The organism is Achromobacter sp. FW305-C-28, assembly GCF_058783235.1.
Genome location: NZ_JBYSYL010000002.1, coordinates 544,511 through 560,094, shown reverse-complemented (window position 1 = coordinate 560,094; position 15,584 = coordinate 544,511). Strand labels below are relative to the sequence as shown.

Genomic DNA, 15,584 nt, shown 5'->3' with positions numbered 1-15,584 from the left:
ATGATTTGACGGAACCATTCAATTTATTTGAACGATTAGCCGGAGCCCCCTGATGCAAGCGATTACCCCCGAACTCCTGGTGCTGGTGGACGCGATCGCTCGCCACGGCAGTTTCGCGAAGGCGGCGCGCGAGCTGGGCAAGGTGCCGTCGGCGGTGACCTATTCGATCCGCAAGCTGGAAGACGGGCTGGACGTCCTGCTGTTCGACCGCTCGGGCCACCGGGCGCTGCTGACGCCGGCCGGCGAAACGCTGCTGAAGGACGGCCGCCACGTGCTGCAATCGCTGGACGACCTGGCCTGCCGGGTCAAACGTATCGCCACAGGTTGGGAGGTGGAGCTGCGCATCGCGGTGAGCGCGGTGCTGCCCTGGCGCCCGCTGTACGACCTGATCGAGGAATTCCAGGCGCTGGAGACGGCAACGACGCTGCGCTTTTCAACAGAAGTGCTGAGCGGCAACTGGGACGCACTGACGTCAGGCCGCGCAGACCTGGTGATCGGGGCCGGCGCGGCGGGCGAACCGACCGGCCCGTATCGATCCCAAGCAATGGGCCAGGCCCAGTTCGCGTTCTGCGTGGCGGCGCACCACCCGCTGGCCTCGGCCCCGCAACCGCTGAGCCGCGCGGACATCACGCGCTACTGCGCGGTCGTCGTCGCCGACACGTCACGCAATCTGCCGCCACAGTCGCGCGGCATCCTGGCGGAACAACCGACGCTGGTGATGCCGACGATGCAGGCAAAGATCGACGCGCAGATTCGCGGGCTGGGGTGCGGGTATCTTCCCCTGACGCTCGCGGCGCCTTACCTGTCACAAGGGGTGCTGGTGGTGTGCGAAACGGACGAAGGCATGTCGCTGACGGAACACGTGGCGTATGCATGGCGGGCCGAGGCGCCTGGCGAGGCGTTGAAGTGGTGGCTGCAGAAGATGAAGTCGCCGCGGCTGTGTGAGGGGTTGTTGGGGTTGGGGTAGATGGCTCTTGGCTGGCTTCGAGGTTCGTTCTTGGGCCGCTCGGGGCGCAGGGCATGTGTGGGGCGGGCGCCCACGATTGCGGTCCGGAGCCTTCGCTCCGGACTGCCCCGTCGTCATCGTCGTCCGCCTTCGGCTCCCTTCCGATTCCCTCGGGCGCATCGAGGTTGCCCGCCCCACACATGCCCTGCGCCCCGAGCTACATATCGGCGGGTTTGAGGCGCTGCTACGGTGGCTTAATGCGGCGAGACTTGCGGGGCCCGTCAGTTGGGGCCGCGCGGGCGGCCCCGCCTGACTTACGCGGTGGTTGGGCGTCGTGACAATGACGCTGCGCGCTGGCCAAGAAAAGTGCTCTTGCCAGTGGTGGTGGCGAGCAAACGCCGCGACTCGTCTTTCTCTCTTCTCCACAAGCGCGCAGCGTCCCTGCCACACTTTCCAACGCCGCAATGCCAAACGTGACCGCCCGCGCGGCCGCGGCTTGGCGGCCCTGTGGATCTCATACCCTGACCACGGGTCTAGCAGCGCGACAAACCAAGACGCACGTAGCCCCTCGCGGCGGAGGCATGCGGGGCGGGCAACCTCGATGCGCCCGAGGGAATCCGTAGATACCGTCTTGGCCGTCAAGTAGAAAAAGCGTAATCAGGCCTATAAGGTTGCCGCGTCTTGAGCACGCCGAAGCACAGATGAACCACCTTGCGCATGCCGCCGCCGCGAGGGGCGACCTACGAAGAGATAACGCCACGATTCACGATGACCCGCGACAAATCATCACCGAGTGGGCCGCAACTTCAACGCCACCCAGATGCCCGCCAAGCACGCCACACCGAAGATCCAACCTGACAGCGCACCCGCCATCACCCCCGACAGCAATGTCCCGACCGTACACCCCAATGCTGTCATGCCGCCCCACCCCATCAAGACGCCACCGGTAAAGTTACGCGCCACCTCTCGCCAACCAGGCAACTTCGGCCGAAATGCGCCGGCCGCCAACGCGGATGCCCATGCACCGATGATCAGAGCCAATACGAATGCGCCGTTGTTTGATAGCAGGGCTTGCTTAATTGCCGTGGCGCAACCGGCGAAGGTATCCAGGCCTTCGAGCCGGGAAGGCAGCCAACCGGCGGCGGATGCCGTGGTGCGCGCCACGCTGCCAAGTTCCGCTGTCACGCCTAGCGGTGCGATGCGCAGGTAGGCAATCACGCCGATGAAGGCCACCAGCAGGCCGCCCGTGACGGGAGACCAGCGTTGTTCCAGCACGCTGCGCCATAGTGGAGCAGACGCATTATTTGCGGGGACGGCCGGGGGCGAGCCGCTGCCGATAGCCGAACTTGCACCTCGGTTCCCCAGCTGGCTCAACATCAACGCCACTATCGCCAGCGCCGCGCATTGCAGCAGCGCCGTGCCGCCGTATCCCAGATGGCGGGGCAGCCAGATGACCGGCGCTTCCTGGATCATCGCCAGGTACAGCGTGTTCCAGGTGGCGAAACCCAGCATGAAGCCCACGGCTGCGCCCAGCAGCGCGAATGGTGATGCCAGTGCGCCCTCGCCCAGGCGATAGAAATGGGCGCTGATGCACGAGCCTGAGATTCGCATGCCGATGCCGAACGTGAAGGCGCCGGCGACCAGCGCCAGACTGATCGGACCGATGTGGGCGCCGGGCGGCAGACGCCCGGGGCCCGGCAGCGGCAGGAACGCGCCGAATACGGCGTGGTAGCCCAGCGTGCCGACCGCCAGCGCGATCAGTACCGCGTAGGCGCCGCGTGGGTCGCGGCGTTCGATGGCGTCGCGGGCGATGCAGTAGAAGCAGAAGCGCGAGCGTTGCAGGACGATGCCGAACGCTGCGCCCAGCAGGAGCGACAAGGACAGGTTGCGGCCACCATCGGGCAGCGGTGCGAGTTGCCAGGCGGCGAGAAACACCGCCGCCAACAGCGTGGCGGCGGCCGTGTAGCGCAGGGCTGCATGGGTCGAGGGCACGGCATCATGCGGCGCCGCCGTCTCCAGCGGCGCGGAGTATCCCGGAACGCTCACCTTACGTCTTGCCCCATACCGTGCCGGACGGATTGCTGATCGGCGAGCCGACGCTGTTGCCGTATTCCGTCCACGAGCCGTCGTAGTTGCGTACGTCGTAGCCCAGCAGCTTGCGCAGCGCGAACCAGGAATGGCTGGAGCGTTCGCCGATGCGGCAGTAGGTGATGATGGGCTTGCTGCCGTCCACCCCCACGGCCTGGTAGATGGCGCGCAGTTCGTCGGCGGACTTGAAGGTGCCGTCTTCGGCGACCAGCTTGCTCCAGGTGACGTTCACGGCGCCAGGCACGTGGCCGGCGCGTACCGCCAGTTCGGGCACGCCGTTGGGCGCGAAGATCTTGCCGTTGTATTCGTCAGCCGAGCGGATGTCCACCAGCACACCCTGCTTGTCCTTGCGGGCCACGGCCAGCACGTCCTGCAAGTGGGCGCGCAGCGCGGGGTTGGCGTCCTTGATGCGGACGTTGCCGGCGGCCTGGGTCTTGGCGCTGGTCGAGAGCGGGCGGCCTTCGGCTTCCCACTTCTTGCGGCCGCCGTCCAGGATCTTGACGTTGTCGATGCCGTAGATGTCGAAGATCCAGGCGCCCCAGGCGGCGAACCAGTTGTTGTTGTCGCCGTACAGCACGGTGGTCGTGTCGGTGTTGATGCCGGTGCGTTCCAGCAGCCCCTGGAACTGCTTGGGCGGGGCGATATCGCGGTTGACGGTGTCGACCAGGTCGGTGTGCCAGTTCACGTTGCTGGCGCCGGGAATGTGGCCGCGCTCGAACAGGCCGGGGTTGACGCTGACTTCGACCACGCGCACCTTGGGGTCGTTCAGGTTCTTTTCCAGCCACTCGGTGGTGACCAGGAACTTGGCGTGCTGCGCCGTGGCGGGAAACGCCAGCAGGCTGGCCAGCGCGGCGAAGGCGCCCGCCAGCAGTTTGGATAGGGACATCATGTTCTCCGGAAGCAGGCGCGAACAGGCCTGGGAATCCGGAGAATATGTGTTCAGCTTACAGTCAGGAACAACTTTGTAGGCATAACCTGATTACTGGGATGCAATCAGCCGGATGTCTGCGCTGCCGTCGCGTTCCAGTTGCGCCACCAGGCCCAGTTCCCAGTCCAGGTAATCGCGAAAGCCCTGGTCGCGCGCCGACAGGTCGTCGAACAGGTAGGGGCTGATGCTCTGGTCGTCGTCCCCCGTCAGCACGCCGTCGGCGCCCTTGCCCAGCGCCAGGCCCTGGGCCTGCCAGGCGCGGGTGCCGCCCAGCAGGTAACGCACCGGCCGGCCGGTGCGCCAGGCGAGGTCGGCCGCGACCACGCTGGCCAGCACGCCATCGGGCGACGTCAGCACGATGGCGCGCTGCGTGTCGGTCGGCAGGAATTCCTGCAGGCGGTCGGGTGTGGCGTAGCGGGCGCCGGGCACGTGGCCGCGTTCGTAGGCCAGGCGCGATTCGACGTCGAAGACGTCGACCTCGCCCGCATCGAGCGCGGCTTGCAGCGCCTGGGCGCGCAGGGCCGGCGCGTCGGGCCGGTGGCGCAGCACGCGGCGCGGTTCCGCACCGCGTTCCAATGCAGCCAGGGCCGGCGGCTGGTACAGGTAGACCTCGACCGCGCCCAGTTGCGCCAGCCAGGCGCCGGTGGTCTGCGCCCGCACGCCGTCCCAGTCCACCAGCACCACGCGCGCACGGCGCGTGGCCAGGTATTCGTCGGTGGCCTGCACCAGCTGGCCGCCGGGCGCCCAGCGCCAGCCCGGCAGGTGGCCCGTTTCATACTCTTCGCGCGTGCGCACGTCGAACTTGTACAGCGTGCGCGACGCTTGTTCGGCCTCGAAGGCTTGCAGCGTGGCCGCGTCGATGTAGCCGATGCCGGCACGCTGCGCCACGTCGCGGGCCTGCTCGCGGGCGGCGGCGATGCTGTCGGCCGACGGTTCCGGCAACGCCGCCTGGCGGCCATAGGCCAGCTCGCGGCCGGACAGCAGCCATTCCATGGTGCCGTTGCGCAGCGAGGCCACGCGGTTGGGAATGCCGGCGTCGATCAGCGTCTGCGCGCCGACGATGCTGCGCGTGCGGCCGGCACAGTTCACCACCACGAAGGTCTTGGGGTCCGGCGCCAGTTCGCGGATGCGATACACCAGTTCGGCGCCCGGCAGGCTGTGCGAGAACGGCAGCGTGAAGTTGTGGAATTCCTCGGGCGTGCGGCTGTCGACCACCACGATGTCGTCGCCGCGGGCCACGCGTTCATGCAGTTCATCGACGTCGATCCACGGCGTGTGCTTCTCGTGTTCGATGACTTCGCCGAACGCCTTGCTGGGCACGTTGGTGCCCGAGAACAGTTCGCGCCCTTCTTTTTCCCAGGCATCGGTGCCGCCGGCCAGCACCGAGATGTCGGTCCAGCCCAGCCGCGTCAGCTTGGCGGCGGCCTGGTGCGCCAGGGTTTCGTCGTCGTCGACCAGCACGACGCGGGTGTCGCGGCGCGGCACCAGACGATCGGCCAGCACTTCCAGGCGCCACAACGGCGCAGGCACGGCGTACAGCAGGTGGCGGCGGGCGTAGCGGCCGGCCTCGCGCACGTCCAGCACCGCGATTTCGGCTTCGCCGCGCAGTTCGGCCTGCAGGCCCGCCGCCGACAGGCGTGCATGGTAGATGGCGGCCGGCGGCGAAAACGTGCGGTACGCGCCGCCCGCGGTGCTCTCGAACACCACGCGGCCGTGCAGGCGGTCCAGCGCCAGGCCATAGAAGTGCAGGTGCGCGCCGGGCGCGTCGTCGACCAGCTCGATGGTGTGCACGTCGTTCGGGCCCAGCACGATGGAATTGCCAGGGCCCACGTCCACGCGGCGCACGTGGGTCAGCACGTCGCGGCCCGGTTCGGTGCCGGCGCTGCGGGCATAGACCTCGTTGCGTTCGTTGCCGGATACGCCGGCGATGATGGCCCAGGTGGTGTGGTCGTGCGGCGGCTGGGCCTTGCCCGCTTCGCCCAGCGACAGGTACAGCGCATAGCCGCCGTCCACGTCTTCGGCGAGCCGGTAGATCGACGTGGGACGGCCCGGCACCACGGCGAAGGCGTCGGCGGGAAACAGTTCGCGGCGGCGGCCCAGGGCTTCGAGCAACGTGGCGACACGGGCCAATTGGTCGGGCGTGGCCTGGCGCGGGTCCGGCGCCACGGCCTTGACCTGGGCGATGAAGTCGCGCACGGCCTGGGCGCGCGCGCTGTCTTGGGACGTCGAGGTGGCGGCAGTGGCCGCGTGCAAAGAAGTGCTCATGGGATGGCCCGGAATTCCTAGGTTGAAGAACCGGACCAGCCTACGTCCGCGCCCCGGCGCGGACAACGTAGAAATGCGTCTATGGATATGCGGGCAGCGCACAGCCTTCCCGCTCAGCCCTCGCCTTTGAGCGCCTGGTCCACCACCGCGCGCGTCAGCGTCGGCACGAACATCTCGATGAAATGGAACGCGTAGCCGCGCAGCCAGGCGCCGCGGCGGATGGCCAGCCGGGTCAGGTTGATCTCGAACAGGTGGCGCGCATCGATGGCGCACAGACGCGTATCGCGCTCGGCGTCCCAGGCCACGGCGGCCACGATGCCCACGCCCAGTTCCAGTTCGACGTAGGTCTTGATCACGTCCGCGTCCATCGCGGTCATGACGATGTCCGGGGTGATGCCGGCGCGCGCGAAGGCCTCGTCGATGTGCGCCCGCCCCGTATAGCCGCGCCCATAGGTGATGATGGGGTAACGCGACAGCTGCGACAGGCTGATGCCGCCTTCGTGCGCGCTGAGCGGATGGCCCTTGGGCACGATGATGCTGTGGCTCCAGCGGTAGCACGGCAGGTTCAGCAGGCCCGGATAATCGGCCACCGCCTCGGTCGCCACGCCGATGTCGGCCTCGCCTTCCAGCAGCATTTCCGATACCTGCTTGGGCGAACCCTGGTGCAGGTGCAGCACCACCTCGGGGTAGCGCTGGCGAAATTCCTTGATGACCGGCGGCAAGGCGTAGCGGGCCTGGGAATGGGTCGCGGCAATCGACAGCACGCCCGTGCGGCTGTCAGCGTATTCGGCGCCCGCGTGGCGGATGTTGTCGGCGCACTGCAAGATCTGCTCGACCAGCGGCAGGATCAGTTCGCCGGGCGGGGTCAGGCCGATCAGGCGCTTGCCCGAACGCACGAAGATGTCCACGCCCACCTCTTCTTCCAGTTCGCGGATCTGGCGGCTGACGCCGGGCTGCGAGGTGTGCAGGCTTTCCGACACGTCGGTCAGATTGAAATCACGGCGCACCGTTTCGCGCACGGAACGCAATTGCTGGAAGTTCATGGATTCGCTGGGGCCTGGAAGGGTCCGGATTGAACCGGAAAAAGCCTTGCCCGGCCCTAGCCGAGAAAGGCCAGTTGGTTGCCGGAGGGGTCTTTGACGTACATGACGCGCTGGCCGGCGTCAGGCAGCGAACAGACGGGGTGATAGCCCGCATTGCGCAGGCGCAGCAGAATATCGTCGTAGGCGCGGGTCTTGATGGCCAGGTAGTCGGGCTTGACCTCGCGGCTGACCTCGGCCACCGGCGACAGCGACAGGGTCGCATCGCCCAGGGCGAACAGCAGCTGGCCGCCCGGGGCGGGCACTTCGTCCAGCCCGATGGCGCCGCGGTAGAACTCGCGTACCGCGTCCAGCCGCCGCGCCACAAAGGAAAGCTGTACCGAACCGATGGATGAAATAGTAGACATGCCCTGCCGCCAACCGTGGAACAAGGCAAATTCTAGTACCCGGGGGTACAACCGGACAAAGAGGTTGTAATTGCTTCTACATAATCAGAAACCCTTAAGACACGGAGTCATTTGCATATGCGTCAGGCGCTGCGGCGCAGGCTCTCGCGCACCACGCCAAAGGCCCGGTCCAGGTCGCCCACCAGGTCCAGCGGATGTTCCAGGCCGATGTGCAGACGCACCACTTCGCCCGTCCCTTCCCAGAAGCTGTGCTCGGCCAGGCGTTCGGGCGTGGCTTGCAGCGCCAGGCTTTCATAGCCGCCCCACGAGGCGCCGATCGAAAAGTAGCGCAGCGCATCGATGAAGCGCGCCGCCGCGCCCGGCTGCCCTGCCGGGAATGCGAAAGACACCAGGCCGCTGGCGCCGCTGAAATCGCGTTGCCACAGCGCGTGGCCGGGGTCGCCCGGCAGCGCCGGGTAGAACACCCGCGCCACGTCGGCATGGCGCGACAGGTATTCGGCCACGCTCAGCGCATTCTGGTGGTGGCGCGCCAGGCGCACGTCCAGCGTGCGGATGCCGCGCAGCGTCAGGTAGGCATCGTCCGCACCCACCGCCAGGCCCAGCGCGTCGTAAGTGGCGCCGATGCGCTGCGCCAGTTCGGCGCTGTCGACCGTCACCACGCCCATCATCACGTCTGAATGGCCGGCCAGGTATTTGGTGGCGGCCTGGATGGAGATGTGCGCGCCCAGCGCCAGCGGCTGGTAGTACAGGCCGCCGCTCCAGGTGTTGTCGGTGGCCACCAGCACGCCATGGCGGCGCGCGGTGGCGGCCAGGGCCGGCAGGTCCAGCACTTCGTACAGCAGCGAACTGGGCGATTCCAGGTAAAGGAGGCGCGTGGTGGGGCGAATCAGCGTTTCCAGGTCGTCACGGCCCGGCGAGAAATACTGCACCTCGATGCCATAACGCTGCAGCAGCGCCTTGTCGACCCGACGCAGCGGCGAATAGACGCTGTCCGACACCAACGCGTGTTCGCCCGGCGCCAGCGTTGCCAGCAGCACCAGCACGATGGCCGACAGGCCCGACGGCGCCAGGATGCTGCGATAGCCGCCTTCCAGCGACGCCACCGCGGCTTCCAGGGCCTGGTGCGTATCCAGGCCATGGCGGCCATAGGTGGCGACACGCTCGCCGGCCGCGCGCTGGCCGTTCAGCGCGGCATGCGTGGCGGTATCGGCAAAACGCACGGTGCTGGTGCGCACCACCGGCACGTTCACCGGCCCGGCGCCGCCAGTCAGGTCGGGGCTGCCGGCGTGCACCAGGCGGGTCTGCACGTGGGCTTGGTCCAGGCCGCTCATGCACGCTGCTCCTGGCCGGGCTTCATCTGAGTAGCGTTGTAGTTCACGATCTCGCCGGTGGCCAGGTCGATGCCGATGCGGCCCGACAAGGTTTCCAGCGGCTGGCCATACAGGTGAAAGTGCAGCGTCGGTTCGTCGCCGGTCACGTGGATGCTGTGGATGTCGTCCGGCAGGAACGACACCGGCTGGCCCGGCTGCACCACCACTTCACGCACCTGTTCCAGCGTGGCGCGGCCGGCCTGCGAGCCATCGTCGCTGCGGCGATAGACGCGGTTCAGTTCCTGCCCCGACAGCGCCACGATGGCCGCCCAGGTGGTGTGGTTGTGCGGCAAGGTGGTCTTGCCGGGGTTGATCGAATTCAGGTACAACGCCGGTTCGCCCGCGCCGTCGTCCGGATTCAGGCGGTAGCGGGTGGATGCGCCCACGCCCTGCCCCGGCGCTGGCGGCGGAAAGTCGGCCGAGGGAAACAGCGCCCGTTGCTCGGCCAACTGCTCCAGGCGTTCGGTCACGCGGGCCAGCAGGTCACGGGTCAGCGGCGCGGCGGCCAGCAAGCCGCGGATGTCTGCCAGGGCATCCTGCACCTGGCGGCGGCGTTCTTGGGAAACGGAAGTCTCGGTCGTCATGGCGGTTCTCCGGAAGGTCGGAAAAAAGGTCACACTGCAAGACGCAGCGGATCAAAGGTCAGGTAATCGTCGATCGGGTCGGGCTGCCCGCGCCTTGCCGGCGGTTCGGCCGACGCGCGTTGCAGGAATGCGCGGGTGCGTTCGCTGTCGGGATGGCTGAAGATGCGGGCCGGCGGGCCGTATTCCACGATGCGGCCGGCCTCGGTGAAGTACACCGTATCGCTGACTTCCTGCGCAAAGCGCATTTCGTGCGTCACCAGCACGCAGGTCAGGCCGTCGTTGACCAGGTCGCGGATGACGGTCAGCACTTCGCCCACCATCTCCGGGTCCAGCGCCGAGGTCACCTCGTCGAACAGGATCAGCTCGGGCCGCAGCGCCAGCGCCCGGGCGATCGCCACGCGCTGCTGCTGGCCACCCGACAGTTCACCGGGATAGGCGTTTTCCTTGTGATCCATGCGCACCTTGGCCAGCAGTTCGCGCGCCAGCGCCTGCGCCTGGGCGCGTGGCTGGCCGTTGACCTTGATGGGTGAGATCACCAGGTTTTCCAGCACGCTCAGGTGCGGAAACAGGTTGTACTGCTGGAATACGAAGCCGACCCGCTTGCGCAGCGCAATCAACTCGCTTTCGGATTTCAGGGCATCCACCCGGACGCCACCGACCTCGATTTCGCCGCGTTGCGGCCGCAACAGGCCGGTGATGCAGCGCAGGATGGTGGACTTGCCCGAGCCCGACGGCCCGATGATGGAAACGGCGTTGCCCGCCCGCACCTCGACGTCGATGCCCTTCAGGACCTCGGCCTGGCCAAAGGCCAGGTGCACGTCCCGCAAGCGGACCAGCGGGGTGTCGGCGGCGGCGCGCGCGCCGGTGTCAGTGGTGCGCATAGCGTCGCTCCAGGTAGCGCGTCCAGCGCGAGATGGGATAGCAATAGGCGAAAAACAGCGCCAATAGCGTGAAATAGACCAGCACGGTGAAGTCGCTGCGCGCCACCGTATTGCTGGCCACCGTGGCCGTATCGACCAGGTCGTGCACCCCCACCAGCGAGGCCAGCGAGGTGCTCATGGTGATGCTGGCGTACAGGTTCATCCACGACGGCAGCATGCGCCGCACGCACTGGGGCAGCACGATCATGCGCAGCACCTGGGTGCGGCGAAACGCCAGCGACTGCGCCGCTTCCCATTGCGCCTCGGGAATCGACTGGATCGCGCCGCGAAAGATCTCGGCCACGTTGGCGCTGGCCGGCAGGCCCAGTCCGATGACGACCTTGATCCAATCGGGAAACGGCAGGTTCCAGCGCCCCAGGTTCAGCTCGAACGGGAACACGTAGGTGGTGAAATACACCAGCACCAGGATCGGCGCGTTGCGAAACGCCAGCACATAGGCGCGCGTCAGACGCCGCAGCAGCGCCGACGGCGACAAGGACAGCGCGCCGATCACCAGGCCCAGCGCAGTGCCCAGCGCCATCGCCAGCACGCTGATCTGCACGTTCATGCCCAGCCCGCGCAGCAGCGCCGGCGACCATTGCCACAAAAAGCGCACCGCCGCGGGCGTGGTGTCCGTCAGCGCCCACCCGGCGCCCAGCGCAACCAGCGCCAGGAGCAGCACGAACCACGGATCGCGCAGCAGCGCGCCCGGCCCGAAACCACCTGTGCGGCGGGACGCCTGCGCATTCAATGCCAGATCATTGGCCATAACCGGGCATCCTCAAACGGGTTTCCAGCCAGCGCCCGCCCACGCTCACCAGCCAGGTGAGCAGGCCGAAATACAGCAGGATCAAGAGCAGCAGTTCCAGCACGTTGTCGCGGTGCGACCAGATCATGATCGACTCGTACGTCACGTCGCCCACCGCGATGGCCGATGCAATCGCGGTCATCTTCACCAGGTCGACCAGGTTGTTGACCAGCGCCGGCAAGGCAAAGCGCAGCGCCAGCGGCAGCTGCACCTGCGCCAGGATCTGGCGCCGCGAGAACGCCAGCGACCGCGCGGCCTCCAGCGTCACGGACGGCACGGCTTCGATCCCCGCGCGCAGGGCCTCGGCGTGGAACACGCCTTTGTGCAGCGCCACCACGATCACCACCCACATGAACGGGGTGATCGGACTGCCGCCGCCCAGCTTCTGCGTGATCAGCATGTTCAGCACCAGGAAGGCGCAGTACAGCTGCACCAGCGTGGGCGTGTTGCGGGTCAGTTCCACAAACGCCTGCAAGGGCCGCGCCAGCCAGCCCCGGCCACTGGTCAGCCCGGCGGCGATCAGCACGCCGAACGCGAGGCTGACGGGAATGGTCCAGAGGCACAGCTGCACCGTCACCAGCAGGCCATGGCCGAACGCGGCCAGTTCGCCGGGGTCCAGCACGAAGCTGTAGTTCAGGCCCAGGGGCTTGAAGAAATGCACCCAGGCCTGCAGCACCTGTTCGATCATGCAGCGGCCTCCAGCGTCTTGGCCGGCCGCAGCGCCGCGACCGCGCGGCCGATGCGCACCACCGCTTCCTGCAGCTTGGCATCCGACGCCGCGAACGACAGCCGCAGGTACGGCGACAGGCCGTAGGCCGCGCCGCGCACCACCGCCACGCCTTCGGCGTCGAGCAGCCAGTCGACCACGTCGCCGTCATCGGCGATGACACGGCCATCCGGACGCGCCAGGCCGATCAGCCCGGCCACGCCGATCCACGCAAAGAACGAGCCTTGCGGCACGGCCACGCGCAGCCCCGGCACGGCGCCCAGGCCATCCACCACCACGCGGGCGCGGCGCGCATAGGCCTGCCGCGCCGTCTCGACGAAATCGTCCGCCACGCCCTGCAAGGCGGCCAGCGCCGCGGCCTGGCCCAGCGAACTGGGGCCGGACGACACCTGCGACTGCACCGCTTCCAGCACGCCGATCAGCGCCGCCGGGCCCACGCCCCAGCCGATGCGCCAGCCGGTCATGGCGTAGGCCTTGGACACGCCGTTGACCGCCAGCGTGCGCCCGGCCAGGTCGGGCGCCGCACGCAACAGATGCGTCGGCGGCTCGCCAAACCAGATTTCCTCGTACATCTCGTCCCACAGCACCAGCACCGACGGATGCTCGCGCAGCACGGCGGCCAGCGCCGCCAGTTCGTCGTGGCGATAGACGGCACCCGACGGATTGCCGGGCGAATTCAGGATCAGCCACTTGGTGCGCGGCGTCAGCGCCTGGCGCAGGCCGTCGGGGGTGAGCTTGAATCCATCGGCCTGGTCGGTGGGCGCCAGCACCGGCGTGCCGCCGTTGACCCGCACCGAATCCAGGAAGGTCGGCCAGTACGGCGTCGGCACGACCACTTCGTCGCCTTCGTCCAGCGTGGCGGCCAGGGCCAGGTAGATCACCTGCTTGCCGCCGTTGGAAATGATGACGTGGCCGGCCTGCACGTCCAGGCCGTGACGCTGGCGATAATCGTCGGCCACCGCGCGGCGCAGCGCCGCGGTGCCGGCGGTGGGCGTGTATTTGGTCTGGCCCTGGGCCAGCGCCGCCGCGGCGGCGTCCTTGATGGCCTGGGGCGTATCGAAATCAGGCTCGCCCGACGTCAGCACGACAATCGAGCGGCCCTCGGCCGCCAGCCGCGCGGCGCGTGCGCCGGCAGCCGCGATGGGCGACAGTTCCACGCCGCGAGCGCGGCGCGAGAAAACGCCGGGAAACAGGGATTCAGTCATGACAGGACCTTTCCGGGATTCATCAGGTTCAGGGGGTCTAGCGCTTGCTTGACGCGACGCATCAGCGCCAGTTCCAGCGGGCTCTTGAAATGGGGTAAGGCGTCGCGCTTGACCTGGCCGATGCCGTGTTCGGCGCTGATCGAGCCGCCTTGGGCATGGGCCTGGGCGTGCACCAGGTCGTGGATGCGGGCTTCCTGCTCGAACAGGCGCCCCACCGGGCCGGCCTGGTCGTGCGAGACGTTGTAGTGCAGGTTGCCGTCGCCCAGATGGCCGAACGCCATCGGCCGCAGGCCTGGGTCCAGCGCGTGCAGCGCCTGCGCCGCGCCTTGCAGAAATGCCGGCACCCGCGACACGGGCACCGAGATGTCGTGCTTGACGTTGCCGCCGTCGCGCGCCTGCGCCAGGCCAATGGCTTCGTCGCGCAGCCGCCAGAACGCGGCGGCCTGCTGCAGGCTGTGCGCAATCGCCGCGTCTTCCAGTACGCCTTCGTGCAGCGCGGCTTGCGCCAGGCGCAGCAAGGCGTCGGCGGCGCCGGCCTCGTTGGCCGACACTTCCAGCAGCGCATACCAGGGTTGCGCCAGCGCCGGCAGCGGCTGCGGCTGCTCGGGCACGTGCCGCGCCACCAGGTCCAGCACCGGCCGGCCGATCAGTTCGAACGCCGTCAGTTGCGCGCCCAGCCGCCGCCGCGCCAGCGACAGCAACGCCAGCGCAGCTTCGATCGACGGCAGGCCCGCCAGCGCGCTGCCTTGCTCGACCGGCTTGGGAAACAGCTTCAGCGTGGCCGCGGTGATCACGCCCAGCGTGCCTTCGCTGCCGATGTACAGGTCGCGTAGCGAATAGCCGGTGTTGTCCTTGCGCAGTCCGCGCAGTCCATTCCAGATCTCGCCTTCGGCCGTCACCACTTCCAGCCCCAGCGTCAGGTCGCGCGCATTGCCGTAGCGCAGCACCTGCGTGCCGCCGGCATTGGTCGACAGATTGCCGCCGATGGTGCAGCTGCCCTCGGACCCCAGGCTCAGCGGAAACAGCCGGCCGGCCTGGCTGGCAGCCTCCTGCACCTGCGCCAGCACACAGCCCGCCTGCACCGTGATGGTGTCGTTGTCCGTGTCGATGGCCAGCACTTGGTTCAGGCGTCCCAGCGACAGCACCACGGCCCGGCCGCTGGCATCCGGCGTAGCACCGCCCATCAGGCCGGTATTGCCGCCCTGCGGCACCACCGGCACGCCGGCCGCCCGGCACAGCCGCAGCACGGCGGCCACGTCGTCCGCATGGGCCGGCCGCGCCACCGCCAGCGCCTGGCCGTGCAGTACGCGCCGATGATCGGTCAGGAACGGCGCGGCGTCCGATCCGGTTACCACCCAGTCCTGGCCCAGCCGCGCGCGCAGCGCGGCCAGCAATGGGGCGTGCGCCGTCATGGCTTGGCCTGCGCCTCCGGCGGCGCGCTGTCGAACTTGCCGGCCTGGGCGTCGGCCTGGGCCTGTTTCAGGTAGTCGGCGGGCACGCCGAATTTCTCGGCCTCTCGCACCAGCAAGCCCGACTTATGCCAATCGCGGATCACGCCGTCGACGAAAGCGCGCGTATCGGCTTCGTTGCGGCGCGTCCAGATCACCGTCGGCGACGGAATCAGCTGGTCGGACGTGGCCAGTTCGAAGCCGTCCCACTCCTTGCCATTGGGGCCATGCAGCGTCTCGTACAGCGCCGGCTGGATGTGCACCGACGCATCGCAACTGCCGCCCTTGAGCGCCAGGAGCGATTCCGGAATGTTGCGCAGGCCCTTCACCACCGCGCCGTAGGTATCCTGCAGCGGCTTGGCAAAATTGCTGCCTTGCGACACGCAGGCCACCTTGCCTTTCAGGTCTTCCCAGCGCTTGATGCCGCTGCGCTTGGACACCATCGCCGCGCCGCCCACCAGGTTGTAGGGCGTGGGCGCATAGCTCAGGATCTCGCTGCGTTCCTGGGTCCACTGGATGTTGGCAATCAGCAGGTCCACCTTGCCCGCTTGCAGAAACTGCACGCGGGTCGCCGCGGTCACGGGCACCGTTTCCAGCGCCACGCCCAGGCGCTGGGCGATGTCGCGGCCCAGTTCGGTCTGAAAGCCCCCGACTTTGCCGGTGGCCGGGTCCAGCACGCCGAACGGCGGGCTGGCGCCGTCCACGCCCACCACCAGTCTGCCGCGCTGCTTGACGCGATCCAGCGTCGCGTCGGCATGCGCCGCCGTCGTCGCCAGGGCCGCCAGCGCCAAGGCGGCGGCCCACTTCATTGCTTGCTTGGTCATCGTCTTATCCAACACGTGCTTGCC

At 68.1% G+C, this 15,584-nt stretch carries 14 protein-coding genes; 1 reads left to right on the top strand and 13 read right to left on the bottom strand.

Features of this window, described 5'->3' with window-relative positions; all coding sequences use genetic code 11:
• Window positions 1–52 precede the first annotated feature (52 nt).
• Window positions 53–967, top strand: coding sequence for a LysR family transcriptional regulator (locus AC3WMR_RS07545; protein ID WP_492263426.1), 915 nt, complete (start codon window positions 53–55; stop codon window positions 965–967).
• 765 nt (window positions 968–1,732) lie between these two features.
• Here AC3WMR_RS07545 and AC3WMR_RS07540 read toward each other — a convergent pair.
• The 13 genes from AC3WMR_RS07540 to AC3WMR_RS07480 all read right to left on the bottom strand — a co-directional run bounded on the left by AC3WMR_RS07540 (window position 1,733) and on the right by AC3WMR_RS07480 (window position 15,560).
• On the bottom strand, window positions 1,733–2,938 hold the full coding sequence (locus AC3WMR_RS07540; RefSeq protein ID WP_492263425.1) for a YeeE/YedE family protein: 1,206 nt from the start codon (window positions 2,936–2,938) through the stop codon (window positions 1,733–1,735).
• A gap of 55 nt (window positions 2,939–2,993) precedes the next feature.
• A complete protein-coding gene (locus tag AC3WMR_RS07535) occupies window positions 2,994–3,923 on the bottom strand; it encodes a sulfurtransferase (protein WP_492263424.1) in 930 nt (309 codons plus the stop codon).
• Window positions 3,924–4,013: 90 nt separating this feature from the next.
• Window positions 4,014–6,227, bottom strand: a complete 2,214-nt coding sequence (locus AC3WMR_RS07530; protein ID WP_492263423.1) for a rhodanese-like domain-containing protein — start codon at window positions 6,225–6,227, stop codon at window positions 4,014–4,016.
• Window positions 6,228–6,340: 113 nt separating this feature from the next.
• Complete coding sequence (locus AC3WMR_RS07525) at window positions 6,341–7,270, bottom strand: CysB family HTH-type transcriptional regulator (protein WP_492263422.1); 930 nt, start codon at window positions 7,268–7,270, stop codon at window positions 6,341–6,343.
• A gap of 56 nt (window positions 7,271–7,326) precedes the next feature.
• On the bottom strand, window positions 7,327–7,674 hold the full coding sequence (locus AC3WMR_RS07520) for a VOC family protein (protein ID WP_175193533.1): 348 nt from the start codon (window positions 7,672–7,674) through the stop codon (window positions 7,327–7,329).
• Window positions 7,675–7,796: 122 nt separating this feature from the next.
• Window positions 7,797–9,005, bottom strand: a complete 1,209-nt coding sequence (metC, locus tag AC3WMR_RS07515; protein WP_492263421.1) for a cystathionine beta-lyase — start codon at window positions 9,003–9,005, stop codon at window positions 7,797–7,799.
• Window positions 9,002–9,628 carry a cysteine dioxygenase family protein gene (locus AC3WMR_RS07510; protein ID WP_492263420.1) on the bottom strand — a complete coding sequence of 209 codons (627 nt, stop codon included), beginning with the start codon at window positions 9,626–9,628 and terminating at the stop codon, window positions 9,002–9,004. Before AC3WMR_RS07510 ends, metC begins: the two co-directional genes overlap by 4 nt.
• Before the next feature lie 29 nt (window positions 9,629–9,657).
• The gene (locus AC3WMR_RS07505; RefSeq protein WP_492263419.1) at window positions 9,658–10,509 is read right to left on the bottom strand and encodes an amino acid ABC transporter ATP-binding protein; all 852 of its coding nucleotides are present in this window, start codon (window positions 10,507–10,509) and stop codon (window positions 9,658–9,660) included.
• On the bottom strand, window positions 10,496–11,317 hold the full coding sequence (locus AC3WMR_RS07500) for an amino acid ABC transporter permease (RefSeq protein WP_492263418.1): 822 nt from the start codon (window positions 11,315–11,317) through the stop codon (window positions 10,496–10,498). Before AC3WMR_RS07500 ends, AC3WMR_RS07505 begins: the two co-directional genes overlap by 14 nt.
• On the bottom strand, window positions 11,307–12,044 hold the full coding sequence (locus AC3WMR_RS07495; RefSeq protein ID WP_025138491.1) for an amino acid ABC transporter permease: 738 nt from the start codon (window positions 12,042–12,044) through the stop codon (window positions 11,307–11,309). The genes AC3WMR_RS07500 and AC3WMR_RS07495 overlap by 11 nt, the downstream gene beginning before the upstream one ends.
• The gene (locus AC3WMR_RS07490) at window positions 12,041–13,288 is read right to left on the bottom strand and encodes an aminotransferase class I/II-fold pyridoxal phosphate-dependent enzyme (protein WP_492263417.1); all 1,248 of its coding nucleotides are present in this window, start codon (window positions 13,286–13,288) and stop codon (window positions 12,041–12,043) included. Before AC3WMR_RS07490 ends, AC3WMR_RS07495 begins: the two co-directional genes overlap by 4 nt.
• A complete protein-coding gene (locus AC3WMR_RS07485; RefSeq protein ID WP_492263416.1) occupies window positions 13,285–14,700 on the bottom strand; it encodes an FAD-binding oxidoreductase in 1,416 nt (471 codons plus the stop codon). Before AC3WMR_RS07485 ends, AC3WMR_RS07490 begins: the two co-directional genes overlap by 4 nt.
• Window positions 14,697–15,560: a transporter substrate-binding domain-containing protein gene (locus AC3WMR_RS07480; protein ID WP_492263415.1), complete on the bottom strand. Its 864-nt coding sequence runs from the start codon at window positions 15,558–15,560 to the stop codon at window positions 14,697–14,699. Before AC3WMR_RS07480 ends, AC3WMR_RS07485 begins: the two co-directional genes overlap by 4 nt.
• Between the last annotated feature and the right edge of the window lie 24 nt (window positions 15,561–15,584).